This window comes from Nocardiopsis sp. iso_186 (assembly GCF_056173365.1).
On the sequence record NZ_CM149670.1, the window covers coordinates 3484709 to 3509650 of the forward strand.

General features: G+C 68.2%; 22 protein-coding genes. 10 read left to right on the forward strand and 12 right to left on the reverse strand.

Annotation, left to right across the window (positions count from 1 at the left end; genetic code table 11):
- Positions 1–83: 83 nt before the first annotated feature.
- Positions 84–767 (reverse strand): cardiolipin synthase ClsA, encoded by a 684-nt coding sequence (gene clsA, locus AC0VYP_RS15260; RefSeq protein WP_285756685.1) that lies wholly within the window; start codon positions 765–767, stop codon positions 84–86.
- A 205-nt stretch (positions 768–972) separates the two neighbouring features.
- Complete coding sequence (locus tag AC0VYP_RS15265; RefSeq protein ID WP_285756686.1) at positions 973–1644, reverse strand: gamma-glutamyl-gamma-aminobutyrate hydrolase family protein; 672 nt, start codon at positions 1642–1644, stop codon at positions 973–975.
- 511 nt (positions 1645–2155) lie between these two features.
- Here AC0VYP_RS15265 and AC0VYP_RS15270 point away from each other — a divergent pair.
- The 3 genes from AC0VYP_RS15270 (at position 2156) to AC0VYP_RS15280 (ending at position 6040) form a co-directional block, all read left to right on the forward strand.
- Positions 2156–3415, forward strand: coding sequence for a globin domain-containing protein (locus AC0VYP_RS15270; protein WP_475470341.1), 1260 nt, complete (start codon positions 2156–2158; stop codon positions 3413–3415).
- A 211-nt stretch (positions 3416–3626) separates the two neighbouring features.
- Entirely contained in the window at positions 3627–5825 is a 2199-nt protein-coding gene (locus AC0VYP_RS15275) for a carbon starvation CstA family protein (protein ID WP_285756688.1), read from the forward strand.
- The gene (locus AC0VYP_RS15280; protein ID WP_285756689.1) at positions 5825–6040 is read left to right on the forward strand and encodes a YbdD/YjiX family protein; all 216 of its coding nucleotides are present in this window, start codon (positions 5825–5827) and stop codon (positions 6038–6040) included. Before AC0VYP_RS15275 ends, AC0VYP_RS15280 begins: the two co-directional genes overlap by 1 nt.
- 54 nt (positions 6041–6094) lie before the next feature.
- Here the strand turns inward: AC0VYP_RS15280 and thyX are convergent, their stop codons facing one another.
- The 3 genes from thyX to AC0VYP_RS15295 form a co-directional block, all read right to left on the reverse strand.
- Positions 6095–6892 (reverse strand): FAD-dependent thymidylate synthase, encoded by a 798-nt coding sequence (gene thyX, locus AC0VYP_RS15285; RefSeq protein WP_475470342.1) that lies wholly within the window; start codon positions 6890–6892, stop codon positions 6095–6097.
- A 187-nt stretch (positions 6893–7079) separates the two neighbouring features.
- Entirely contained in the window at positions 7080–7223 is a 144-nt protein-coding gene (locus AC0VYP_RS15290) for a GPGG-motif small membrane protein (RefSeq protein WP_285756691.1), read from the reverse strand.
- 166 nt (positions 7224–7389) lie between these two features.
- Positions 7390–9588, reverse strand: a complete 2199-nt coding sequence (locus AC0VYP_RS15295; RefSeq protein WP_475470344.1) for an anthranilate synthase component I — start codon at positions 9586–9588, stop codon at positions 7390–7392.
- A 310-nt stretch (positions 9589–9898) separates the two neighbouring features.
- Here AC0VYP_RS15295 and AC0VYP_RS15300 point away from each other — a divergent pair, with 310 nt between their 5' ends.
- Complete coding sequence (locus tag AC0VYP_RS15300) at positions 9899–12190, forward strand: HelD family protein (protein ID WP_475470346.1); 2292 nt, start codon at positions 9899–9901, stop codon at positions 12188–12190.
- A 9-nt stretch (positions 12191–12199) separates the two neighbouring features.
- Here AC0VYP_RS15300 and AC0VYP_RS15305 read toward each other — a convergent pair whose 3' ends face one another.
- The 5 genes from AC0VYP_RS15305 to AC0VYP_RS15325 all read right to left on the reverse strand — a co-directional run bounded on the left by AC0VYP_RS15305 (position 12200) and on the right by AC0VYP_RS15325 (position 17022).
- Entirely contained in the window at positions 12200–12709 is a 510-nt protein-coding gene (locus tag AC0VYP_RS15305) for an isochorismatase family protein (RefSeq protein WP_285756694.1), read from the reverse strand.
- 89 nt (positions 12710–12798) lie between these two features.
- Positions 12799–12930, reverse strand: coding sequence for a hypothetical protein (locus tag AC0VYP_RS15310; RefSeq protein ID WP_285756695.1), 132 nt, complete (start codon positions 12928–12930; stop codon positions 12799–12801).
- A gap of 65 nt (positions 12931–12995) precedes the next feature.
- Positions 12996–14114: an acyltransferase gene (locus AC0VYP_RS15315; RefSeq protein ID WP_475470349.1), complete on the reverse strand. Its 1119-nt coding sequence runs from the start codon at positions 14112–14114 to the stop codon at positions 12996–12998.
- Positions 14115–14294: 180 nt separating this feature from the next.
- Entirely contained in the window at positions 14295–15527 is a 1233-nt protein-coding gene (locus tag AC0VYP_RS15320) for an acyl-CoA dehydrogenase family protein (RefSeq protein WP_475470350.1), read from the reverse strand.
- A 58-nt stretch (positions 15528–15585) separates the two neighbouring features.
- Positions 15586–17022, reverse strand: a complete 1437-nt coding sequence (locus AC0VYP_RS15325; protein WP_285757827.1) for a helix-turn-helix transcriptional regulator — start codon at positions 17020–17022, stop codon at positions 15586–15588.
- A 231-nt stretch (positions 17023–17253) separates the two neighbouring features.
- Here AC0VYP_RS15325 and aceA point away from each other — a divergent pair, with 231 nt between their 5' ends.
- Entirely contained in the window at positions 17254–18546 is a 1293-nt protein-coding gene (gene aceA, locus AC0VYP_RS15330; protein WP_475470351.1) for an isocitrate lyase, read from the forward strand.
- Positions 18547–18642: 96 nt separating this feature from the next.
- Positions 18643–19419: a CPBP family intramembrane glutamic endopeptidase gene (locus AC0VYP_RS15335; protein ID WP_285756699.1), complete on the forward strand. Its 777-nt coding sequence runs from the start codon at positions 18643–18645 to the stop codon at positions 19417–19419.
- On the opposite strand, the gene AC0VYP_RS15340 is transcribed toward AC0VYP_RS15335, so the two are convergent.
- Entirely contained in the window at positions 19385–20647 is a 1263-nt protein-coding gene (locus tag AC0VYP_RS15340; protein WP_432707393.1) for a CynX/NimT family MFS transporter, read from the reverse strand. The two genes, AC0VYP_RS15335 and AC0VYP_RS15340, sit on opposite strands and share 35 nt — an antisense overlap.
- A 127-nt stretch (positions 20648–20774) precedes the next feature.
- On the opposite strand from AC0VYP_RS15340, the gene AC0VYP_RS15345 reads away from it, so the two are divergent.
- On the forward strand, positions 20775–21452 hold the full coding sequence (locus AC0VYP_RS15345) for a FadR/GntR family transcriptional regulator (protein WP_475470353.1): 678 nt from the start codon (positions 20775–20777) through the stop codon (positions 21450–21452).
- Here AC0VYP_RS15345 and AC0VYP_RS15350 read toward each other — a convergent pair.
- The gene (locus tag AC0VYP_RS15350) at positions 21449–22096 is read right to left on the reverse strand and encodes a TetR/AcrR family transcriptional regulator (RefSeq protein ID WP_475470354.1); all 648 of its coding nucleotides are present in this window, start codon (positions 22094–22096) and stop codon (positions 21449–21451) included. The genes AC0VYP_RS15345 and AC0VYP_RS15350 overlap by 4 nt on opposite strands.
- A gap of 256 nt (positions 22097–22352) precedes the next feature.
- Between AC0VYP_RS15350 and AC0VYP_RS15355 the strand changes: the two genes are divergently transcribed.
- The 3 genes from AC0VYP_RS15355 to AC0VYP_RS15365 are packed head-to-tail and all read left to right on the forward strand — an operon-like array spanning position 22353 to position 24933.
- Positions 22353–23150, forward strand: a complete 798-nt coding sequence (locus tag AC0VYP_RS15355) for an ABC transporter permease (protein WP_475470356.1) — start codon at positions 22353–22355, stop codon at positions 23148–23150.
- Positions 23143–23949, forward strand: coding sequence for an ABC transporter permease (locus AC0VYP_RS15360; RefSeq protein WP_475470358.1), 807 nt, complete (start codon positions 23143–23145; stop codon positions 23947–23949). The genes AC0VYP_RS15355 and AC0VYP_RS15360 overlap by 8 nt, the downstream gene beginning before the upstream one ends.
- Before the next feature lie 6 nt (positions 23950–23955).
- On the forward strand, positions 23956–24933 hold the full coding sequence (locus tag AC0VYP_RS15365; protein ID WP_285756703.1) for an ABC transporter ATP-binding protein: 978 nt from the start codon (positions 23956–23958) through the stop codon (positions 24931–24933).
- Positions 24934–24942: the final 9 nt, after the last annotated feature.

Here is a 24942-nt window from a genome sequence, read left to right on the forward strand (position 1 = left end):
ACGCGGGCTTTCATGGTGGGGACGCGCTCCCTTCCTTCGCTGGTCGGTGGCCCGGAAGTCACCGGCCACGCGGTCGGCGCCTCTTACGCCTGGGCACCGCGTTCGATCACATCGGGATCGTCGGCCGAATCGACTTCAGGCGCCCCGGGCCCTTGTTCGGACCCGGTGGGGCGATCCAGGCCACGGCTCTGTCGCATGAGCCGCAGTCCCTGGACCGTGTAGAGCAATCCGGCCCACCAGTAGATAGCAGTTCCCCAGATCGCGAAGGCCCAACCCACGATTTGCGCGACATCGCCGACAATGCCGTCATATGCGGCGACGAACAGCAGTGGAAAGGAGTAGAGCAGGCACAGCGTCGCGGCCTTGCCCGCAAAATTGACCGGAAGCGGCCCGTAGCCGTAGTGGCGCAGAATGGGCAGCGCGACGATGATCAGCAGATCGCGCAGGACCAGGATCGCCATCAGCCACCACGGGACGATGTCGCGCACGACCAGGCCGAGCAGGGCCGCGAAGATGTAGAGCCGGTCGGCCATGGGGTCCAGGACCGTACCCAGCCGACTGGTCTGGTTCCAGGCGCGCGCGATCTTGCCGTCCAGCCAGTCGGAGACGCCGGCCATGGCGAGGAGCAGCAAGGCCCACCAGTCCTCCTGGGGCCCAAGGACCAGCCAGAGGAACAGCGGCACACCGAGCAGGCGAACAATGCTGATCAGGTTCGGAACCGTCCAGATGCGGTCCGCCCCGGAACCCGCGCTCGTCGAGATCGCCATCCCACCTCCCCTGCCCCTGTGCTTCGAGACTACCCACTGCCGCACGGGTAGGCGTCACCCTCAGCCGCCACCCGATTCCCGTTGAATCTTCGCATAAACGACAAAAACTCAACGCGCGGGCACGCCGCAACCATGACGCATACTCAGCGTAACGACAGGACGGTGAAAGCACCGCGCCCGGGGGCGGTGCGCCGGGGGCTGTGTCTCAATGGGCGGCCTTGGCAACCAGCTCCTCGAACAACCGGCGGTCGGTTCCCTCCTCCGGGTGCCACCGTACTCCGATCCCGAACCCGTTCCCCGAGACCTCCAATGCCTGGACGGCCTGCTCGTCGTCCCACGCCACGGGCAGCAGGCCGGAACCGACCCGGTTGATACCGGGACCGGGCGCACGACGGACCCTGACCGAGTCGCCGACCGCTTTGCCCAGGCTGCTGGTGAGGCTCACCGCCACATCGACGTCGGCGAGCCGGGAGGCGCCCTCCTGGACATAGGGGAAAGGGGCACCTCCGGCAGCCGCATTGAGGACCTGAAGTCCGCGGTCGATGGCGAGGAAGGGCCGCCCGGCGGCGATCGCCGCCTGGATCAAGGCGATCTCAAAACGGTCGCGCCGCGCATCGGGCTCGGGCGCGCCGGGCCCGGAGTCGACCCCGTGGACCTCCGCCCCGACCGGGGCACCGGTGGTGAAGACCAGCGCGTCGAAACGCTCGACGAGTTCGGGGACGCCGCGGGGGTGGACCGGCGCGAGGACCACCGGCAGGCCGCCTGCACGGTCCACCTCGCGCAGGAAGGGAGTGGCCACGACCGCCGCCTCCCGGATCCAGGCCCCCCATCGCGCGGGTTCGAGGCAACTCGTGATCCCGATGAGCGGGCGGGACATGCGTTCTCCTCCTGCAGGATGGCGCCGGCCGGACGTGGGGGGCGAGGCCGTGCCGATGATGGCGCGAAAAGCGTATTGGCCGACTTGTCGCGACTGAACCGATAACGACATTAACAACACTTCACCGGACTGTCTTATTTGTTACGCAAAGCAACGACGGCTGCCAAAAGCCGCCCCCGCCGCGACCGCGCGGCACCACCTGGGGGAAGACCCGACTATGCCCACACGGAGACGTCCGCGCACCTCCGAATGCCTTTATCACATTGATATCGAGTCGCGCAGGAGAATGTTTCAATCACGGAAAGTAACGAGACAAAACGAACCGTAAACACCGTGCGTAATTATTGAGAATCGGTTGTTGGCCCCGAAAATGGGTGCCACACTTCAGCGCAAGGCGCTCCAGTGAACACATCGGTGGCGATTGGAGCCGCCAGCAGCGGCCCAGCGGCCGCGACCGCCGCGGGGAGGGGCGGTTAGTCGCCCACGCGATCCGAAGGGGACGGGTCACTTCATGCCGTTGAACCCAGGCCTTATCAGAGACACATTCACCGAAGTCGAGAAACAGACCGAACGGGCCACCGCATACTTCTACGGTCGGCTTTTCGCGGAGAACCCACGCCTGCGCGCAATGTTCCCGCCCGCAATGGACGTCCAACGCGACCGGTTGTTCAGCGCACTGGTCACGATCGTGCAGAACCTGGAAAGTCCGGACACCCTATCGGGGTTCTTGGGCCACCTCGGCCGCGATCACCGCAAGTTCGGGGTGGAAGCCGGCCATTACGACGCGGTCGGGGCAGCGCTGCTGACCACTGTGCGCAAGTTCAGCGGCACCGCATGGAGCGTCGAAGCCGCCCAAGCATGGTCGGACGCCTATGCCCTGGCCGCCCGGATGATGATCGAGGCCGCCGAGGAACACTCTGCGTGGGCTCCCCCTTGGTGGCACGCAGAGGTCATCGACCTGGAACGGCCCTGCCGTGACCTCGCGCGCATCACCCTGCGACCCAATCAGCCCTACTCCTACCTCCCCGGTCAGTACCTGTCGCTCCAGGCAGCACGCTGGCCGCGGGTGTGGCGCTCCTACTCCATCGCCAACGCACCGCGCAACGACAACCTGCTCCGCCTGGTCGTGCGCGGCGTGGCGGGGGGATGGGTGAGCAACGCCCTGGTCACCCACACCCGACTGGGCGACCGGGTACTGCTGGGCCCACCGCTGGGATCGATGGTGCTCGACGCAACCTCCGATCGCGACCTGGTGTGCGTGGCGGGAGGCAGCGGGATCGCCCCCGTCAAGGCGATCCTGGAGCAAGTGGTGAGCCTGCCCAACCGCCGCAACGTCGTGCTGCTGTACGGTGCGGGTGATCGCGACCACCTCAGCGAGATCGCCGACCTCATGAAGCTGCGGGCCACTTATCCCTGGCTGCGGGTGGTCTCGGTGCTGGAGCGGGAGTCCGACGACAAACGTCTGTCCCGGGAGGCGCCCGACGGCGAGTCCATCGGCGAGGTGGTGCACGGCAGACTCCGCGACGCCCTGCCCGCCCTGGGCTCCCTGGCCGACCACGACGCCTACGTGTGCGGACCGCCGGAGATGGTGCGTGCCATGGTCCCGGACCTGCGGGCAGCGGGGGTGCGACGCTCGCGGATCTATCACGACCTGACCGCGATCGGGGAGGAGCAGAGCGGCTCCCGGGAGGAGACCGAGGCCGAGGAGCACGACCTCGCCGCGCCGGCCGCCACCGCGGCCGACGAGATCCTGGACCGCTCCGCACTCTGACCCTGCCGGCGAATCGGCGGGCACCACCCAAAACCGGGGGTACCGAAACGACCGGTACCCCCGGTTCCGTGTCAACGGCTCCGGCTGTCTCCCCGACTTCTTCGCATCGAATCCGATCACGCTGCGCTACGACTACTTACGCTTTATGTGAAGACATGGTTAAATCGCGCCCGATCGCTCATCGACGATCCACCATCGCAAGGGGGCGCGCGTGACCACCATCGGCACGGTTCACAAGGGGGCGAACGAACCACCCCGCTGGACCCCCGTCCGCGTTCTCGTCTGGGTGGCGGTCGCCCTGGTCGGCGCCGTGGCATGGGCCGTCATCGCCCTGTCCCGGGGCGAGGAGATCTCGGCGGCCTGGCTGATCTTCGCGGCCCTGGCGTCCTACGCCATCGGCTACCGCTTCTACGCCCGCTTCATCAGCTACCGGGTCCTGCGGGTGGACGACACCCGCGCCACCCCGGCCGAGCGGGTGAACAACGGCGCGGACTTCCATCCAACCGACCGTCGCGTGCTCTACGGCCACCACTTCGCCGCCATCGCCGGCGCCGGCCCGCTGGTGGGGCCGGTACTCGCCGCACAGATGGGATACCTGCCGGGAACGGTGTGGATCATCCTGGGCGTGATCTTCGCCGGCGCCGTGCAGGACATGGTGGTGCTGTTCTTCTCGATGCGCCGCAACGGCAAGAGCCTCGGGCAGATGGCCCGTGAGGAGATCGGCCCGGTGGGCGGGGTCGCCGCACTGGTCGCGGTGCTGGCGATCATGGTGATCCTGCTGGCGGTCCTGGCGATGGTCGTGGTCAACGCGCTCGCCGACTCCCCCTGGGGCGCCTTCTCCCTGATCATGACCATCCCGATCGCGTTGTTCATGGGGTTCTACCTCCGCTACGTACGTCCCGGCCGGGTCATGGAGACATCGGGCATCGGGGTGGTGCTGCTGTTGGCGGCGATCGTGGGCGGCGGATGGGTCGCGGCCGACCCGGTGCTGGCCGAGCTCTTCCACTTCAGCCACAACGAGCTGACCTTCGGCCTCATCGTCTACGGCTTCATCGCCTCGGTCCTGCCGGTGTGGATGCTGTTGGCCCCTCGCGACTACCTCTCCACCTTCATGAAAATCGGCGTGGTGGTGCTGCTGGCCATCTCCATCATCGTGGCGATGCCCAGCCTCCAACTGCCGGCCTTCACCGATTTCGCCTTCAACGGTGAGGGGCCGGTCTTCGCCGGCTCGCTGTTCCCGTTCGTGTTCATCACGATCGCCTGCGGCGCGCTGTCGGGGTTCCACGCGCTGATCGCCTCGGGCACCACGCCCAAGCTGATCGAAAAGGAGTCCCAGGTCCGGATGATCGGCTACGGCAGCATGCTGACCGAGTCGTTCGTGGCGGTGATGGCACTGGTCGCAGCCTGCGTCATCGACCCGGGCGTGTACTTCGCGATGAACATGCCGGCCGGGGCCCTGGGCGAAGGGGTCCAAGGGGCGGCCGCCACGGTGAGCCAACTCGGTTTCACGGTGACGCCCGAGACCCTGCAAGCCACCGCGGACGCTATCGGCGAGGACAGTGTGATCGCCCGGACCGGCGGCGCTCCGACCTTCGCGCTGGGCGCAGCCCAGATCTTCTCCGCGGTGTTCGGCGGGCAGGCGATGATGGCGTTCTGGTACCACTTCGCAGTGATGTTCGAGGCGTTGTTCATCCTGACCACCGTTGACGCCGGCACCCGGGTGGGACGGTTCATGCTCCAGGACACCCTCGGCAACGTCTACAAGCCGATGCGCGACGTCAGCTGGAAACCGGGTCTGTACCTGACCAGCGCCCTGGTCGTTGCCGGATGGGGCTACTTCCTGTGGGCTGGGGTCAACGACCCGTTGGGTGGGATCAACCAGCTGTTCCCGTTGTTCGGCATCGCCAACCAACTGCTGGCGGCGGTGGCGCTCGCGGTGTGCACGACCCTGTTGATCAAGTCCGGGCGGGCCAAGTACGCCTGGGTGACCCTGGTTCCGCTGGTCTGGGACGTGGTGGTGACACTGACCGCCAGCTACCAGAAGATCTTCTCCGCCGACCCCAAGATCGGGTTCTTCGCCCAGCGCGCCCAGTATTCCGAGGCGCTGGCCAACGGGGAGACCTCGCTGGGGTCGGCCGCGACGGTGGACCAGATGCGCCAGGTCGTGGTCAACACCACCGTGGACGGGGTGCTGTCCGCCTTGTTCGCATTGTTGATCATCGTGATCCTGGTGGACGCTGCCCGGGTCTGGATCAAGGCGCTGCGCGCGGGCGGACAGCTGCCCACCACCGAGGAACCGTACGTGCAGTCGAAGCTGTGGGCCCCTTCGGGGCTCGTCCCGACCGCGGCCGAACGGCAGATCGCGCGTGAGCGCGCGGCCGCGGGAGCCGCGGACACCGAGGGTCGCTGATGGGCGGCCGGCTCCGACAGGGCTGGGCGACCCTGGCCCGGGGATTGTCGAGCGCCTGGCAGATCGCGCGGGGCGTGGTCGGCGAGCGTGCCTACGAGATCTATCTGGAGCACCACGCCCGCACCCACGCCGGCACCCCGCCGATGGGCGAACGCGAGTTCTGGCGCCACCACACCGACCGCGGCGACACCCATCCCGGGAGCCGGTGCTGCTGAGAGCAGCGTGGCCCCGCCCCCGTGCAGGGGTGCGGGGCCACGGTCGTCAGCGGGTCAGACCTTGCGCCATTTGGGCGTCCAGGCACCGTTGACGACCTCGTAGTCGCCGAACAGTGCGGGGGCCTCCCTCACCAGGACCGTGCCGATCTTGTCGAACAGCAACCGGATCTCCTCCTCGGCTCCCGGGGCGGTACGCGCTTCCAGGGTGTGGCGCAGGGTGCGGACGTTGGCAGTCCACACCAGGCCGGTGGCCACGCCCTCGGGGGCGAAGCGGCGCATGAACGACGTGCGGTGCTTCTTCACGGAGAAGGGCACTCCCTCCTCGTCGAGGCCGAAGTGGTCGGCCATCCAGAGTTGGAACTGTTCCATCTGCCCGAGGAGTTCGGTGGCGCGCTTCATCAGCTCGGGATCCTCCTGCGCCCATTCGGGGAACCAGAAGGGAAGGTCCTCCAGGCGCACGAAGCGCATCGACTCCTGGGAGATCGCCACGCCGGGACGGTGCCGGATGAGTTCGTGGGTCAGTACCCGGCTGACGTTGTGCAGCACGAAACTGAAGCTGATGTGTTCCAGGACGGAGCCGTGCAGGCTGGCGAGGATGTTGGAGAGGTAGGCGTCCTGGTCGGTGCGTACCCGGGTGACGTTGGGGTTGAGACCGGGTTCCCACGAGCGGTAGCAGAGCCGCCCGGCGAACTCCGCGAGGTTCTGCGGGTCATTGAGGGTGTTCTCCAGATCGCCCCGGTCCAGACGTTCCAGCCAGCTGCTGCCCCCGACCTCGGCGAGGTAGCCGGCGACCTCGTCGTAGTCCAGTTGCGGTCGGGCAACAAGGCGGACCTCGGGTTCGACGCTCTTCACCGGTTCTCTTCCCTACTTGGGTCGTCCAAAGCTAACGGTCCCGGCTGCACCCAGCGAAGGGGTGCAGCCGGGACCGTTATCGAACCTAGCATCCAGCGGGGACGGGGAATGACCGCCTAACTGACCTGGGAAGATTTCGGGTCAGGGACGTCAGTCGATGGTGGGCGGGGTGGATGGGTAACGGTCCTCACAAACCAGCGATGTAACCGCTGGGGGTGAGCAGAACGCCCACGACGAGGAGGACGACTCCCCACAGGAGCTGGCGCCGCAGCAGGGCGGCAACGCCGGAGACGATGAGGACGATACCGAGAATAAGAAGAACGATGCTCATGGCCTACCGACTGCCCCCGCGCCCCCAAGGAAAACAAACTGGATCGTCTAGAACAGTAATTGTGCAGGTCAAGGACACAAAGAAACCTTGAAGCGAACCCCCCGGACCGGCTATAAACCAACGAACCAGCCTGCCCGGGGGTTCCCGGGTGCCCCTGGGAATCTCCTCAGCCGCGCGCCAGACGCAGTGCGTTGGCGATGATCTGCTCGCCCACAGAGGCGGTCAGGATCGATTCCGGATGGAACTGCACAGCCCACCGCTTGGCCCCGGCGTCCTCGATCGCCATGACCACCGGCTCGGGCCCGTCCTCCACGACCGCCGTGACGGCATACCCCTTGACGAGATCGCGCGTGGTGTAGGTGGAGTGGTACCGCGCGGCGGCGAACGCCCCGTCCGCACCCAGATCGCCCAGCAGCGCACCACCGCTTACCAGCACCCTGCCCGGTTTGCCGTGTACCGGCTCGGCAAGGGTCCGAAGCTCGCCGCCGGCGTGCTCGACCATGCCCTGCAACCCCAGACACACACCGAAGACCGGCAGCGATCGGGCGTCCAGTTCGTCCAGCAGCGCATTCATCGCGAAGTCCGCCGGCAGGCCGGGGCCCGGCGACAGGACCACCAGGTCGGGAGCGAACTCGTCCAGCAGTTCGGGGGCGAAGCCGTGGCGCACCGTGGTGACCTGCGCGCCGTGGCGGCGCACATAGTCGGCCAGGGTGTTGACGAACGAGTCCTCGTGGTCAACCAGGAGCACGCGCATCCCCTCCCCCGCCCGGGGAAGCGGGGCCGGCCCGGCTTCCCGGGCTCCGGGCCGGTCCTGCGCGGCCGAGTCGTCGGCATCGGCGTCGGCGTCGGCCAAGGTCTCCAGCAACGCCCGGGCCTTGAGGTAGGTCTCGCGCTCCTCGGACTCGGGGTCGGAGTCGTAGAGCAGTGTGGCCCCGGCGCGCACCGCGGCCACACCGTCGCGGATATGGGCGGTACGCAGGGTGAGGCCGGTGTTCATCGAACCGTCGAAGGAGATCACCCCGACCGCCCCGCCGTACCAGCGCCGGGGCGCGCTCTCGTGCTGCTCGATGAAGCGCATGGCCCAGGTCTTCGGCGCACCGGTGACGGTGACGGCCCACATGTGGGTGAGGAAGGCGTCCAGTGCGTCGAACTCGGGACGCAGGGTTCCCTCGATGTGGTCAACGGTGTGGATGAGACGGCTGTACATCTCGATCTGGCGGCGCCCGATCACTCGGACGCTGCCCGGCTCGCATACCCGCGACTTGTCGTTGCGGTCCACGTCGGTGCACATCGTCAGCTCGGACTCCTCCTTGGGGGAGGACAGCAGCTCCTTGATGTTCTCGGCATCGCCCAGGGGGGTGTCGCCTCGCTTGATGGTGCCGGCGATGGGACAGGTCTCCACCCGCTGCCCCTGCCCGGGGGCGCCGGAGACCCGTACGAACATCTCGGGCGAGGCCCCGACGAGGTACTCGCCCTCGCCGAGGTTGAAGAAGAACTCGTAGGGCGCGGGGTTTCGCTCGCGCAACCGCTCGTAGAAGCGGGCCGGAGAGGCGCAGGGCCCATAGACCCGGTGGCTGGGAACGACCTCGAACAGGTCGCCGCGCCGGAACTTCTCCTTTGCCTCGGCCACGACAGCGGCGAAGGAGCCGGGCTCCGGCGGAGCGGGGACCTCTGCGGCGACCACGGCCGGGGTGGCCGGGGTGGACCGCTCCAGGCCGTCGGTGGCGGTGCCGTCGGAGGCGGTGAACTCGTAGGAGTAGCGCACGCAGGTTTCGCGCTTGCGGTCGCGCACGATGATCGCGTCGGGCAGTTGCAAAACGAGGTCCCGGTCCTCGGCAGCCCGCTCCAGGACCTGGTCAATGGGTTCGAACTGGAAAGCGAGGTCGTAACCGAACGCGCCGTAGAGGCCAAGGTGCGGATCGGTGTCGTTGAAGAACAGTGCCACCAATGAGCGCAATGCCGTGAAAACGCTCGGGCGGCGGCTGCGCTGCTCCTCGGTGAAGAACTCACCGGGGGACGGCTCGGGGACCTCGATCGCGATGTGATCGGCACCGCGCGGTGCCACCAGGGCACCGCACTCCGCGAGTCGGTCCGCCACCGCGGCGAAGAGCACCCGCCCCCGGTCGTTGAGGGCGATCGCGCTGATCCGCCTGCCGCGGGCGGAGATCTCCAGGCAGGGGTTGACGTATCCCAGGTGCCAGCGGCTGTAGCGTCCCGGGTATTCCATGCCGGAGGACAGAACACCGCCGCGCCGATGCTCGACGCGCTCGACCAGCGCGGCGAGGGCGTCCGGGTGGCAGGGCTCTGCGACACGGCGCACGCCGATGCCGCCGCTTGTGGTGTAGGAGTGGGAGCTTGTGTCCACGGGCCGGTCCTTTACGCGGAAGATCGGGCGCGAGAGCCCGAACCCGCGGACAGCAAAAACGACCGCCGGTACGGGCGGTCGCTGGTCACGTGCTGAGGGAATGCGAACCAGAAACGCCGCCTAGGAGCGGCGCCACCACTGATGGGGCTTCTGTGTCGATCGCATCGGAAGAGAGTCTAGCCGTTTCGGGGGGCCGGTGGGGCGCGACTGGCCGACTCGGTGATCTGCTGCGGGCGGAGCCGACACGACTGGTAGGCTACTACATCCACAGAAAAATAGATACCCTTGAGGCGGGAGTCTACCAAAGACTATGGACCTTCGTCAAACTCTCCCTTCGCCCGAGGGGGCGGGAGCACGCGCCGCTGCGCTGGCTGCCGAGCAGGAGTACGTCAGCGCGCTTTACACCCGGCTCGACTCGGTACTGGCCGCGACCGAGGCCGCGTTGAGCGAGGCCCACGGACGGGGCGGTGGCGGCACCCGCCAGGCCCGGATCGAGCGGGAGGTCACCGCGGACGAGCAGTCCCGGCGGCTCGCCAGGCTCTCGGGGGTCGAGCGGGGGCTCTGCTTCGGGCGGATCGACCACCGCGGCAACGGCACCGAAGCCGGCGAACGCTTCTACATCGGACGGATCGGGCTGCGCGACGCCGACTACGAACCGATTCTGATCGATTGGCGCGCCCCGGCCGCCGAGCCGTTCTACTCCTCGACCCCCAACTCCCCCGGCCCCCTGGTGCGCCGACGCCACCTGCACACGCGCGACCGCACCGTGGTCAACCTGGACGACGAAGTCTTCGACCTGGACGGACTCACCGAGACCGAGCGCCGGTCCCTGGTGGGCGAAGCGGCGCTGCTGGCCACCCTTCGCAAGGGGCGGACCGGGCGGATGAGCGACGTCGTGGCCACCATCCAGACCGAGCAGGACCGTGTCATCCGCTCCGGTCTGGCAGGCGTGCTGGTGGTGCAGGGCGGGCCCGGTACCGGCAAGACGGTGGCCGCACTGCACCGCGCGGCCTACCTGCTGTACACCCATCGACGCGTCCTGGCCCGCCGCGGTGTACTCGTGATCGGCCCCAACTCCACCTTCCTGCGCTACATCGGCCAGGTCCTGCCCTCCCTCGGCGAAACCGACGTTGTGCTGTTGACACTGGGCGGCCTGTTTCCAGGAGTGCACGCCACCGCGACGGAAGAACCCGACACCGCGCAGATGAAGGGAGACCCGCGCATGGCCGACCTGATTCGCGCCGCGGTGCGCGGGCGCCAGCGCGCACCGCGGCGGGGGATTCAGGTCCGCGTGGACGACATGGTGCTCAGCATCGACGGCGCGACTTGTCTACGGGCCCGCGACCGGGGGCGTTCGAGTCGCCGCCCGCACAACGTCGCCCGCAAGGTCGTGGTCAAGGAACTGCTCAACGCCCTGGCCCGGGACCAGGCCAAGCAATTGGGCCGCCCCCTGGACACCGAAGACCTGGAATACGCACGGTCGATGCTGTGGGAGGAGGACGCGGTGCGCGCGGCGCTGGACCGGCTGTGGCCCTTCTTGACGCCCCAGCGGCTGCTGAGCGACCTCTTCTCCGCTCCCGACACACTGCGCACGGCCGCCTCGGGCCGGGCCGGGCTGTCCAGGACCGAGCAGCAAGCGCTGCACCGCGCCGAGGGAGCCGAATGGACGGTGGCCGACGTCCCGCTGCTGGACGAGGCCGCCGAACTCCTGGGAGAGGACGACGCGGCGGCCAAGGCCATGGAGCGGCTGGCCGAACGGGAGCGTCGCGCGGAGGAACACTACGCCCAGGGCGTCCTGGAACTCACCGGGCTGGCCGGACAGGGGTTCATCGACGCGCGCGGGCTGGCCGAGCGCAACCGCGACCGCGGGTCGTACCTGACCACCGCCGAGCGCGCGGGCGAGGACCGCTCCTGGGCCTACGGCCACGTGATCGTGGACGAGGCGCAGGAACTCTCCGCGATGGCGTGGCGGATGGTGATGCGCCGGGTACCGACCCGCTCCATGACGGTGGTGGGCGACACCGCCCAGACCGGGGACCCGGCGGGGGCCCGCTCATGGGCCCAGATGCTGGACGCCCACGTCAAGGGCCGCTGGCGCGAGGAACGGCTGATGGTCAACTACCGCACGCCGGTGGAGATCATGGCGGTCGCCACCGATGTCCTGGCCGCGGTGGCACCGGAGCAGGAACCGCCGGAATCGGTCCGCGACGGTGCGCCCGCGCCGCGTGCGGTGCGGCTGCCGGCCTCGGAGCTGCCCGTCGGTCTACCGGCTCTGGTGGCCGCCGAACTAGCCGCGATCGGGGACGGGCGCGTCGCGGTGATCGTGCCGACCTCGCGGGTGGCCGAACTCGCCGCGGTGCTACCGGACGCCTCGGTGGGCGCGGGCCCCACCGTCCTCGACGCCCCGGTCGCCCTGTTGGCGGTCCACGAGGCCAAGGGACTGGAGTTCGACGCCGTGGTCGTGGTGGCCCCGTCGGGCATCGTGGCCCAGTCACCGCAGGGCGGGCACGACCTGTACGTGGCGATCACGCGGGCGACCAGGCGACTGACGGTGGTGCACGAGGGTGCGCTGCCCGAGATGTTGGGCGGACTCGCGAGCTAGCGGACGCGCTCAGGCGAAACGGACCTCGTCGAGGTCGGCCAGCGCGGCTCCCTCGTGGACCAGTTCCTTCTCCACGTCCTGGGAGATGCCGTGTGCGGGCGCGGCGTCGTCGTAGGTCGCGTGGGCGCCCCGTACCAGCGTGACGGGGTGCCCACGGCGCATGGCCGCGCGCGCGGTCGCCCGCACACAGAACTCGCTCTGCATACCGGCGATGACGACGGAGGCACCCACGGGAAGGAGCCCGGCCAGCGGGGTTCCGCTGAAGGCGTCGGGTTCGGTCTTGTCAACCACGAGCTCGCCGGTTCTGGGACGGCAGACGAGCTCCCACCCGAAGGTGCCCGTCTCGTCGGGGTCGTCGGGCCCCCCGTTGTTGCGCACGTGTACCACCGGGGCTCCGGCGAACCGGGCCCGCTCCAACAGGTCGGCCAGGACCGGAGCGACCTCGGCGGCAGCCGGGACGGGCTCGGGGGGCTGGAGCATATTGCGTTGGACGTCGATGAGCAGCAGAACGGTTGTCATGCGCGGAATGCTAACTGTTTGTAGCCAAAACAATGCGTTTCGTGGCCACAAACACGCCGGGGCGGTCATAGCCGGTCCAATGTCTCGAATCAGCCCGTGACGTCCAGAAACGCGCGCTGCTCGGCGGTACGGCTCAGGTCCACGGCCTCCACGGCCTCGTCAACCTGGGAAACGGAACTGACCTCCGCCGAGGGGCTGGTGGGTGGGTAGTAGTCCGTCATGACCACGAGACCGCTCCCTGGAGTGCGCTCCAGGCCAAGCACCGGCAAAAACCGACCGCCCCGCGTCACACGGTGGCGCGCAACCCCGGGATACGGCGCAGCAGCGCGGTGATGACCAGGCTGACCGCGATGACCGCCACGGTTTGGACCAGCACGGTCGCCGTCATGAGCAGGGCGTCGTCGGGCAGACCCGTGAGGGCACGCAGTTCCCGCTGCACGATCAGGTGGACGAGGAACACCCCGAAACTGAGGTCGGAGAACGTCTTGAGCCAACGGCGGGCGGACTCGGTGTCCCTGTCGGGGTCGGTGAACAGGCGCCAGCGCGAACCCAGGCTCTGCAACAGCAGGAACGCGGCCACGGACATGATCACGACGTTGACCGAGAGGTAGTCGTACAGGTACCCGGCGGGAGCGGTGATGGACTGGGCCGGCAGCGTGAACGCTCCGACGCCCAGGGCGGTCACCGCAGTCACGGCCACGAAGACACCACCGGCGATCCAGGTGGACCGGGCCGACAGCCGGGTCTCGCGCAGCAGGTATCCCATGACGTAGTACCCGACGAAAGGCAGGAAGCGGGTGACCGCGTTGGGCTCGCCGATCCCCTGGAAGGCCGCGATGGCCTCGTTGACCAGGCCCAGTCCCGACATCAGGATCGCGAACCACCAGAGCATCCGGGTGCTGGCGTAACGGGTGATGAGACGCAGGAAGGGCGTGAGGACGTAGAGACCGGCCAACACGAAGAGGAAGTAGAGGTGGAGCTCGGGGCTGCCGGAGAAGAGTCGGGCGGGAACGTCCGACCAGGTCAGACCCCCCCGGTAGAAGAGCTCGAGGGAGAGGTAGACGGCGCTCCAGACCACGAGCGGAATGCCGATCCGGGAAAAGCGGCGCTGGTAGAAGGAGCGCAGCCCCTCCTGGCGGGGCTTGAGCAGCAGGGCTCCGCTGATCATGATGAACACCGGTACGCACCAGCGCAGCATCGAATCGATCGCATTGGCGGTCCACCAAGTGGCGGTCCCGAAATCGGTATAACCACCGGTCACGACCGGAGCGGCGGCGTGCAGCAGCACGACCGCGACCATCGCCGCGACACGGGCGATGTCCAGCCACGCGGTGTCAACCGGCGTCGCGCCGGATCTGGGTGCGGCGCTCCGGGACTCAGACCGAACGGGGGAGCTCACGGCCATAGCGGGATCAATCCAATCGTCAGCCGGCGCGTCTTCAGTCGAGATCGTACCGTTACCGGATTCCCAACGATTGCCCAGGAAAACCCGGCTGACACGTCCAACGGCTCGCTTCATACTGCTTTTTCCTGGTCACAGGGTGCGACACTCCGGTTGATCCGCTGTGTCGGTCCCGGGCCGTGCTCAGCGCACCGGCAACCCCGTGACGCTGCGGCCGATGATCAGCCGCTGGATCTCCGAGGCGCCCTCGAAGATGGTGAAGATGGTGGCGTCGCGGTGCCAGCGCTCCACCGGGTAGTCGCGGGTGTACCCGTTGCCGCCCAGCAGCCGGATCGCGTTCTGGGTGACCCAGGTCGCGGTCTCGCTGGCGAAGAGCTTGCTCATCGACCCCTCGGCCTGCGAGAACTCCTTGCCGTTGCGCGCCATCCAGGACGCACGCCACACCAGCAGGCGGGCGGCGTCGATCCGGGTGGCCATGTCGGCGAGGGTGAAGGCGACGGCCTGGTTGTCCCCGATGGGACGGCCGAACTGTGTGCGCTCCCTGGAGTAGTCACGGGCGTACTCGAAGGCCGCACGGGCACATCCCACGGCCATGGCGCCCACGGTGGGGCGGGATGCCTCGAACGTCTTCATGGCGGCCTGTCCGCCCGAAACGCGGCCTTCGCGGACGCGGGACAGCCGTTCGTCGAGCCGCTCCTTTCCCCCGAGCAGGCACCTCCCCGGAACCCGGACGCCGTCGAGGACGACCTCGGCGGTGTGGGAGGCGCGGATACCGTGCTTGCTGAACTTCTGTCCCTGGGACAACCCCGCGGTGCCCGGCGGGACCACGAAGCTGGCCTGTCCACGCGCACCCAGTTCGGGGTCCACCGAGGCGACGACGACGTGCACGTCGGCGATTCCTCCGTTGGTGACCCAGGTCTTGGCGCCGTCGAGGACCCACTCGTCCGTGGCTGCGTCGTAGGACGCGCGGGTGCGAATCGCCCCGACGTCACTGCCGGCGTCGGGCTCGGAGGAGCAGAAAGCGCCCAGGCGCACGTCGTCGGGGGTACCGAACATCTGCGGAACCCATTCCAACAGCTGTTCCTGGGTCCCGTTGGCGCTGACGGCGACCGCCGCCAACGTCGTCCCGGTGAGCGCCAGCCCGATTCCGGGGTCTCCCCAGTACAACTCCTCGTAGACCACGGGGATCGCCACCCCGCTGGGCTCGAACCACTGAGTGGCGAAGAAATCCAGCGAGTACAGCCCGATCGCCGCCGCCTCCCGAAGCACCGGCCACGGCGTCTCCTCGCGCTCGTCCCATTCCGCGGCCACCGGACGGATCACGTCGCGGGAGAAACCGTGCACCCAGTCCCGCACTTCTTGGACCTCTGGGCCGAGCTCCAGACCGAACGCGGGCGGGGAGACGGGATCGGTCATGGGAGCACGTCCTTCGGCGGGTCGGGGCAAGGCGTGCTCAACCGTAGTGCCGCCCCCGCTACTCCCCGTCGTGCTTCTCCAAAAAGGTGTAGACGTCAGTTTCGTCCACTCCGGGGAAAGGTCCGGTGGGCAGTGCGGCGAGGACATGGGAGTGGGCGCGGGCCGAAGGCCAGACGTTGCCCTCCCAGCGGGCGGTGAGCTCCGAGGGCGGACGCACGCAGCACTCGTTGCCGGGGCACTCGGACTTGGTGCGGTGGGTGGTCTCCCGCCCCCGGAACCAGCGCGACTCCTTGTAGGGCACGCCGAGGGTGATCGCGAAGTTGCGCTCGCGGCTCGGGTCCACATGGGCCACGCACCAGTGCGTGCCGTTGGGCTTGTCGGTGTACTGGTAGTAGATGGAGTAGCGGTCGGGTGAGGCGAACACCTGGCGCCCCGACCAGTAGCGGCACATGCGCTGGCCTTCGATGGCCCCGGTGTCGTCGGTTGGGAAGACGAGGCCGTCGTTCTGGTAGGCCTTGTAGATGATCCCGGTCTCGTCGTTGCGGATGAAGTGGCAGACGAGGTCGAGGTGGCGGGTTGCCAGATTGGTGAACCGGTGGGCGGCCATCTCGTAGGAAACCGCGTAGACGTCGCGGAGGTCCTCGACCGAGAGATCACGAGCCTGCTTCGCCTCGGCCAGGAAGGGCACTGCGCTCGTCTCGGGGATGAGCACGGCCGCGGCGAAATAGTTGGCCTCGACCCGTTGGCGCAGGAAGTCGGCGAAGTCGCGCGGCTGGCCGTGCCCCAGGACGAAGTGCCCCAACGTCTGCAAAAGGATCGTACGCGGGGTGTGCATGCCCAGCGACTCCCGCTTGAGGTAGAGGCGGCGGTTGCGGGTGTCGGTGACCGAGCGGACCGAGCGCGGCAGATCCTGCACGTAACGCAGGGTGAAGCCGTAGTAGGTGACCATCGACAGGATCAGCCCCTGGGACAGCGCTCCCCCCCTGTAGCCCACGGCGTCCAGGGTGTCCTGGGCGGCCTTCTCGATACGCTCGAAGTAGTTGCCCCGTTCACGCATCTGGCGTCGTAGATCGGCGTTGGCCCGACGCGCCTCCTCGGGAGTGGCCGTCGGTTTGGCGCTGCGCCGCTTGAGTTCGTCGTAGAGACCGACGATGTGCTCCAGCACGTCGTTGGGCACCCGTTTGCCGACCTTGAGGTGCGGCAGGTTGAGGGACTGGTAGACGGGGTCGCGCTGGGCCTCCTCCACCGTGATCTCCAGTTGCGCACGCCGGCTCGGGGGTTGTCTGGACAGCAGCTCCTCGATCGACACGTCCAGCGACGCGGCAAGCGCGGTGAGCAGGGACAGCTTGGGCTCGCGCTTGCCGTTCTCCAGGAGGGACAGCTGCGAAGGCGCTCGACCCACCCGTTCCCCCAGGTCGGAGAGGGTCAGGTTGCGCGCGCGCCGCAGATGCCGCAGACGCTGCCCGAACGTGACGAGATCCAGGTCACTGGGCAAGGCCGGTATTTCTTCATTCCCGAAGTACGCCATGCGTTCATGTTAGAGAAAGAAACGCGAATCTTCATCCCGACCAACCTCGAAAAACTGAAGAAATTTGCGAAGAATCGGAGATGTCGGCGGGAACAATGCACTCCCTATTGAAAAAAGTTAACTTTTTTCGGAATGCGGACGTTCCAGCCGACGACCACCTTCCAAGGGGATCCAGAACGCAAAAGGCGGGAACAGGCCATGAGCACCATCGGTCGTCAACAGGAAGCCGGCACCGCGCTGAAGCAGCGGTGGGAGACCGACCCTCGTTGGGCGGGCATCGAGCGCACCTACTCCGCCGAAGACGTGGTTCGGCTCCGCGGCTCGGTCACTGAGGAGCACACGCTGGCCCGGCTAGGCGCGAAACGGCTGTGGCAGCTCCTGCACACCCAGGACTACGTCAGCAGCCTGGGGGCGCTGACCGGAAACCAGGCGGTCCAACAGGTCCGCGCCGGCCTCAAGGCCATCTACCTCTCGGGCTGGCAGGTCGCCGCCGACGCCAACCAGGCCGGCCAGACCTACCCCGACCAGAGCCTGTACCCGGCCGACTCGGTTCCCCAGGTCGTGCGCCGGATCAACAACGCGCTCCTTCGCGCCGACCAGATCACCTGGTCCGAGGGCGACGAGAACGCGCCGCACTGGCTGGCGCCGATCGTCGCCGACGCCGAGGCCGGGTTCGGCGGTGTGCTCAACGCCTACGAACTGATGCGGGGCATGATCGCCGCCGGCGCAGCCGGCGTGCACTGGGAGGACCAACTCGCCTCGGAGAAGAAGTGCGGGCACCTGGGCGGCAAGGTCCTCATCCCCACCGGTCAGCACATCAAGACGCTCAACGCCGCCCGGCTCGCAGCTGACGTCGCAGACGTCCCCAGCCTGGTCATCGCGCGCACCGACGCCCAGGCCGCGACGCTCATCACCAGCGACGTCAACGAGCGCGACCGCCCTTTCGTCACCGGCGAACGCACCGGCGAGGGCTTCTACCGGGTGCGCAACGGCGTGGAGTCCTGCGTCGCCCGCGGGCTGGCCTACGCCCCCTACTCGGACCTGCTGTGGATGGAGACCTCCACACCGGACCTGGAAGTGGCCCGCGATTTCGCGGAGGCGATCAAGGCGCGCTTCCCCGACCAGATGCTGGCCTACAACTGCTCGCCGTCCTTCAACTGGAAGCGCCATCTCGACGATGCCACCATCGCCAAGTTCCAGCGCGAGCTGGGGCATATGGGCTACGCGTTCCAATTCATCACGCTGGCGGGCTTCCACTCGTTGAACTACTCGATGTTCGACCTGGCCAAGGGCTACGCCGAGACCGGGATGAGCGCCTACGTCGAACTCCAGGAGGCGGAGTTCGGTGCCGAGGAGCGGGGGTACACCGCGACTCGCCACCAGCGCGAGGTCGGCACCGGATACTTCGACCGGATCAGCACGGCGATCACCCCCGACGCCTCCACCACCGCGCTGGCCGGCTCCACCGAGGCCGACCAGTTCGGACACTAGTGCGTGCGGACGCCTGACGGTCGCACCGTCCCCCGCTCTCATGGCTGGGACCGGGGTGGGGCGGCCGTCCCTTTGCATCCTGCGATGATCTGGTGCATGAGCGAACCCACGAGCGTCCGTGCGCTGCCCCGCAAAGCGATCGGCGCCGAGGTCTGGTGCGTGCTGGCGCTGTCCTTGGGCATGAGCGCGGTGTGGGCGGTGATCTCGTTCACCGCTGCCGCGACGGCACCTGGCGGTTTGAGCGCACAGACGGCCAATCTGGTGACCCCCGCCTCCGAGCGCCCGTGGCTGGACCTTGCGGTGCAGACCTACCGGCTGGTCTTCGCCTTCGCCCCGGTGGCACTGGTGTTCTACCTGTTGTACCGCTCCAACGACTCGGCCCGCACCATCGGCTTCGACCTGCGTCGGCCCGGATTCGACCTGGCGGGCGGAGCGGGCCTGGCTGCGCTGATCGGACTGGGCGGGCTGGTGGTCTACCTGGTCTCGGTCCAGCTGGGCCTGAACCGTCCGATCGTGCCCAGCGAACTGAACGAGCACTGGTGGCAGGTGCCGATCCTGCTGCTGCAGGCGGTCAAGAACGGGGTGGTCGAGGAGGTCATCGTGGTGGGCTATCTTCTGTTGCGCCTGGAACAGCTGGGGTGGTCACCGCTGCGCGCAGCACTGGCCTCCTCGTTCTTGCGGGCCTTCTACCACCTCTATCAGGGGGTGGGCATGTTCGTGGGCAACCTGGTGATGGGGCTCGTCTTCTGCTGGTTCTACCGCCGCTACGGTCGCGTGATGCCCCTGGTGGTCGCGCACTCGCTGATCGACATCGTGGCGTTCGTGGGATCGGTGTACCTCATCGGCCGGCTGGACTGGCTTCCGGGAGCCTGATCTGATCCTCCAGGTGGAGCGGCCGTCCGAGGAAGAACCCGACCGCCGCGTTGCTCACGGCAAGGAGCAGTAGCAGCGCGCCGGGCGCATACCAGGAACCGGTCAGCTCGTGCAGGAGGCCGAAGAGGAACGGCCCGGTCCCCGCGATCAGGTACCCGATGCTCTGGGTGGCCGCCGAAAGCGCAGCGGTGGCCTGGGGCCCCCGGGTGCGCACCGCGAAGAACGTCAGTGCGAGCGGGAAGGTTCCCATCCCCAGTCCGATGAGGGTCGCCCAGGCCCACACACCGGCCACCGGGGCGACGACGAGTCCGGTGCAACCGATGACGTAGCAGACGGCGAAGAGAGCGACGAAGGGCCGCTGGTCGCCCACCCGGGCCATGATCGCGGGCAGCAGGAGCGAGATGGGGATGGAGAGCGCGGTGAGGTAGGACAGGGCCAACCCCGCGTCGGTGGGGCTCATCCCGTTGTCCCTGAGCAGTTGGGCGAACCAGCCGAACATGATGTAGGCGATGGCGGCCTGGGTGCCGAAGAAGACGATGCTCTGCCACCCCATCGGCGTGCGCAACACCGCCCGCACACTCGTCGGGTTCTCCTTCCCCGAACGCGGCGGATCGTGGCGCATTACCAGCGCCCAGGGCACAGCGGCGATCAGCCCGAAGACGGCGAAGGCCGCCAGGGCGAGCCGCCAGTCACCGGTGGCCGCTGTAAGGGGAACGGTGCCCGCGGCGGCGATGGTCGCACCCATGGCGATGGCGGTGGTGTAGACGGTGGTCATGATCCCCACACGGTGGGGGAAGTGCTGCTTGACCAGCGTGGGAAGCAGCACGTTTCCCACCGCGCCGCCCGACAGCGCCAATGCGCTGAACAGCAGGAACAGCCACTGGTCGCCGACGAACGCCCGCAGGGTGAGCCCCGCGGTGAGTGCGGCGAGCGCCCCCAGGATGACCCGGTGCTCACCGGCCCGCCTGATCAGAGTGGGGGTGAGCGCGCCGAAAAGGGCAAAGCACAGGACCGGCAGGGTGGTCAGTAGTCCGGCCATGACAGCGGACATGCCGAGACCGGTGGTGATCTCGTCCAGCAGCGGTCCGATACTGGTGATACCGGTGCGCAGGTTGATGGCTGCCAGACCCACTCCGGCTGCGATCAACCACGCCTGCCTGCGGGGCCGTGAAACGAGGGCTGCCGGCCGCGAGGCGGCGTGCGGCGGTGTCACGGGGGGCGGGGCCACACGCGACTCCTATTCATGGGATGACCGGATGTAGAGTCCGAGAATAACGCATTGACCGTCGAAGGCCATCTCTCGGGCGAGACTGGTCTAAGCTCCGGCGTTAACGAAACTCCTAGGAGGTAAGCGCGTGCCCCTCGCCTCGACGCGTCGTACCGGACTTGTCAACCAGGTCATCACTCAGTTAAGAACGCAGATCGACTCGGGCGAGTGGTCGGTCGGCGACCGCATTCCGACCGAGTCGGAGCTGTCCGAGCAGTTGGAAGTCGGACGCAACACCGTACGCGAAGCAGTGCGGGCCCTCGCTCACGCCGGTCTCCTGGAAATCCGCCAGGGAGCCGGCACATTTGTTCGCGCCTCCAGCGAACTGGGCGGGGCGTTGCGTCGCCGTCTGGAACGTTCTCAGCTCCGCGAGAACCTGGAGGTCCGACGCGCGCTCGAACTGGAGGCGGCCAGACTCGCCGCACTGCGCCACACCGACGCAGACCTCGCCGCCATCGACACGGCGATCGGCGAGCGGGCCCAGGCATGGCGTGAACGCGACGTGAACGCCTTCATCGAAGCCGACTTCACCTTTCACCGTGCCGTCGTGGTCGCCACCCACAACCTGCTGCTCGTCGAGCTCTACGACGACATCTCCCAGGCGGTCTACGAGAGCATCGCGCACACCGTGGACATGACCGGGGCCAGTGACGACGGCCTGGACCACCAGGGCCTGGCCGACGCAATCCACGACGGCGACCCCGAGCGGGCGCTGCGCGAAGCAGCCTGTTATCTCGACGAGCTGGTTACCAAGGCAGAAGGCTAATCCTCGGGGCGCAGCAGACTGGTCCCCACCGCGTGCATCAGCTCCAGCAATTGCGCTCGCGGTGCGCTCCCGCCGGGGCGCAGCGCACGCGCCATCAGCTCCCGAAACGCCCCGAGCACGGCGGCTGCGGCGAACTCCGGCTGAATGCGAGCATTCAGCTCACCGTCGCGCTGCCCGCGGGCGATGCCTCGGGCGGCGATGTCCACCTGGCGGGCCAGTCTCGCCGCGTCGGCCTGGGCTGCGGCCGGCTCGCGCAGCCTGCGGCCCACGATGACCGGTCCGAAGGGGTCGTCGCACAGGAAGTCGATCTCCCGGCGCAGCCGTTCGTGCTCGGTCGCCAGCCACCCCTCCCCCGAATCGATTCGGGCGGTGAAAACAGTGGCGTCGTAGCGGTCGTAGAACTCGTTGACCACCGCCGCGACGAGTCCGTCCTTGTTGTCGAAGTAGCGGTACAACAGACCCGCGGAACAACCGGTGCGCGCCGAGACCTCGGCAACCTCCAGTGTTCCGTCGCGGGTCAGGATGACCTCTCGGGCAGCGGCCAATAACCGTTGACGGGTGGCCATGCCCCTGGCCGACAGTCCCAGGCCGCCCTCCTTCGGGTTCGGGGCTATGCCTTCGCCCTCTACGACTCGTTCCGCCATTGTGACGCCCTTCTCCCACGGCGCCGCCGAACGCATGGGCGTCGCGCGCCGGATGCGCGTGACGGCCCTTTGCCGGGGGCGCACTCCCCAAGTCTGCCCGCACACCCCGGGGCGCGTCCCGCAGTAGCGACAGTTCCCGATTTTTGCCCGAACGACGGTCATACGCGTGCTATGGTCACGTCTTCGCGGCGACCCGGACCTGCTCCGCAGGGACGTGCCTGTTTTCTTCCCCATGGATCAAGGAGTCTGGGGCACGGTGCGGGTTCTTCTCGCGGTGTTCGCCTACGGGTTACGCCGTTATTCCACCTATCGATGGGCCACTGCGGCCAGCGTCGTCGTCAACAGCATTTTCGGGGTCATCAACGCCCTGGTGCTTCTGGCGGTCTTCGAGACACGCCCCCAGATCAACGGTTACACGGCCGCCGACGCCGTCACCCAGGTCTTCCTGGCCCAGGCGTTCATCGGGGTGACCGCGATCTTCGGTCCGCCGCTGGAGCTGGGCGAACGGATCCGCGACGGCCAGGTGGCCATGGATCTGATGCGTCCGGTCGGCTTCGTGCGCTGGTGGCTGGCGACGGACCTGGGACGAGCGGCGTTCAACGTGCTGGCGCGGTCCGTACCGACCTTCGCCGTCGGGGTGGTCCTCTTCGACCTCGCGCTGCCCGCCGAACCGCTGCGCTGGGTGGCCGTGCTGGTGGCGCTGGTCCTGGCCGCGCTGGTCGGTTTCGGCCTGCGCTACCTGTACGCGCTGGCCGGGTTCTGGCTCCTGGACACCCGCGGGGTCAACGCGGTCGCGTGGCTGCTCGGCCCCTTCTGTTCGGGGATGATTCTGCCGCTGGTGTTGTTCCCCGACGCGGTGGCAGCAATCTTGCGCACCCTGCCGTGGGCGGCACTGGTCCAGGTGCCCGCCGAGATCCTGCTGGGCCGGACCGTGCTGCCGGGCGGCACGCTGGGCGGCCTGGCCTACCAGGCGGCATGGGCAGCGGCCCTGCTGGTGTTGGGAACGGTCCTGACCGCGCGGGCCACCCGTCGGGTGGTGGTCCAGGGTGGCTGACACCGTTGTGGTGCCCTACTTCCGGTTGGCCTGGGCCTGGTGTCGCGCACTCGCGCAGTACCCGGTGTCGCTGACCCTGCTGACCCTCGCCCAACTGGGAACGACGACCGTGGAATTGGCGGCGCTGTTCTTCGTGTTCGGGCACGTCAACGCCCTGGCGGGGTTCACTCTGCACGAGGCGCTGCTGATCTACGGACTGACCGGTACGGCCTTCTGCCTGGCCGACCTGCTGATGGGCTCGACCGAACGCCTCGGCGAGCACGTGCGCAAGGGCGGCTTCGACGTCATGCTGGTGCGCCCGGTGTCACCGCTGGTACAACTGGCGACCGACGGGTTCTCCCCGCGCCGTCTGGGCAAACTGGTGCCCGGACTCGTCGCGCTGGTGGTCGCACTGGGCGTGCTGGAGATCTCCTGGACGCCGGGGCGCATGGCCATGGTCCCGGTCCTGGTCGTCTCGGGCGCCGTCATCTGCTGTTCGCTGTGGGTGATCGGCGCGTGCATGCAGTTCTTCATCGCCGAGGCGCGCGAGCTCTCCAACGCGATCACCTACGGCGGGTACGCGCTCAGCGAGTACCCGCTGGCGATCTACGGCCGCGACATCGTGCGCGCGGTGACGTTCGTGGTGCCGCTGGCCTTCGTGAGCTGGCAGCCGGCCCTGTACCTGCTGGGCCGCCCCGACCCGCTGGGGATGTGGCCGTGGCTGCGCTACGCCTCGCCGGTCGTGGCCGTGCTGCTGTGTGCCGTCGCCGCCCTGACCTGGCGCGTGGGACTGCGCCACTACCGATCGACGGGGAGCTGAGACGACGTGACCGAACCGATCATCGAGACCGCGAACCTGGGGCGCGACTTCGTCCGCACGGAAGGACCGCTGCTGCGCCGCCGACGGCGCACCGTGTCGGCCGTGCAGGACGTGGGGTTCACCGTGGCCCCGGGCGAGATCGTGGGCTACCTCGGCCCCAACGGCGCAGGCAAGTCCACGACCATGAAGATGCTGACCGGGATCTTGGCCCCCAGCCGCGGCCGGGTACGGGTGTGCGGTTTGGAACCCTCCCGGCAGCGGACCAGACTGGCCGCCCGAATCGGCGTGGTCTTCGGCCAGCGCACCACCCTGTGGTGGGACCTGCCGCTGCGCGACAGCCTGGCCCTGACCCGGCACCTGTACCGGGTGCCCGCCGACCTTCACGCTGCCCGCCTGGCCGAACTCACCGAACTGCTGGAGTTGGAGCCGTTCCTGACCACTCCGGTCCGCCAGCTCAGCCTGGGCCAGCGTATGCGCGGCGACCTGACCGCCGCGCTGCTGCACGCACCCGAACTGTTGGTGCTGGACGAGCCGACGATCGGGCTGGACGTGGTGAGCAAGTCCGCCATCCGCGAATTCCTGCTGCGGTTGAACACCGAGCGGGGAACCACCATCCTGCTGACCACGCACGACCTGGGCGACGTGGAGCGGTTGTGCCGTCGGGTACTGGTGATCGACCACGGGCGTACCGCCTTCGACGGCGACCTGGCCGGTCTGCGCGCCACCGCACCCACCCCACGCACCCTGGTGGTGGACCTGGTACAGCCGGAAGCCCCCATCGTGGTCCCGGGAGCGCGGACCGTCCGGGTCGAGGGACCCCGGCAATGGCTGGAGTTGAGCACCAACCCCGCAGCCGTCGTCTCCGAAGTGGCCCGCGCCCACCGCATCGCCGACCTCACCCTGCGCGAACCCGACATCGAAGAAGTAGTGGCCCGGCTGTACCGGGCCGGACGGGAAGAACCCACCGCACTCCCCCGACCATGATGCGGGCCG

What these genes read in the sequence shown, in the direction of transcription:
- AC0VYP_RS15320 (WP_475470350.1), bottom strand. Translation starts at nt 15,527, where the DNA reads ATGACCGATCCCGTCTCCCCGCCCGCGTTCGGTCTGGAGCTCGGCCCA.
- AC0VYP_RS15305 (WP_285756694.1), bottom strand. Translation starts at nt 12,709, where the DNA reads ATGACAACCGTTCTGCTGCTCATCGACGTCCAACGCAATATGCTCCAG.
- AC0VYP_RS15280 (WP_285756689.1), top strand. Translation starts at nt 5,825, where the DNA reads ATGGGCGGCCGGCTCCGACAGGGCTGGGCGACCCTGGCCCGGGGATTG.
- AC0VYP_RS15290 (WP_285756691.1), bottom strand. Translation starts at nt 7,223, where the DNA reads ATGAGCATCGTTCTTCTTATTCTCGGTATCGTCCTCATCGTCTCCGGC.
- AC0VYP_RS15310 (WP_285756695.1), bottom strand. Translation starts at nt 12,930, where the DNA reads ATGACGGACTACTACCCACCCACCAGCCCCTCGGCGGAGGTCAGTTCC.
- AC0VYP_RS15270 (WP_475470341.1), top strand. Translation starts at nt 2,156, where the DNA reads ATGCCGTTGAACCCAGGCCTTATCAGAGACACATTCACCGAAGTCGAG.
- clsA (WP_285756685.1), bottom strand. Translation starts at nt 767, where the DNA reads ATGGCGATCTCGACGAGCGCGGGTTCCGGGGCGGACCGCATCTGGACG.
- AC0VYP_RS15300 (WP_475470346.1), top strand. Translation starts at nt 9,899, where the DNA reads ATGGACCTTCGTCAAACTCTCCCTTCGCCCGAGGGGGCGGGAGCACGC.
- AC0VYP_RS15315 (WP_475470349.1), bottom strand. Translation starts at nt 14,114, where the DNA reads ATGGCCGTGAGCTCCCCCGTTCGGTCTGAGTCCCGGAGCGCCGCACCC.
- AC0VYP_RS15350 (WP_475470354.1), bottom strand. Translation starts at nt 22,096, where the DNA reads ATGGCGGAACGAGTCGTAGAGGGCGAAGGCATAGCCCCGAACCCGAAG.
- AC0VYP_RS15265 (WP_285756686.1), bottom strand. Translation starts at nt 1,644, where the DNA reads ATGTCCCGCCCGCTCATCGGGATCACGAGTTGCCTCGAACCCGCGCGA.
- aceA (WP_475470351.1), top strand. Translation starts at nt 17,254, where the DNA reads ATGAGCACCATCGGTCGTCAACAGGAAGCCGGCACCGCGCTGAAGCAG.
- AC0VYP_RS15335 (WP_285756699.1), top strand. Translation starts at nt 18,643, where the DNA reads ATGAGCGAACCCACGAGCGTCCGTGCGCTGCCCCGCAAAGCGATCGGC.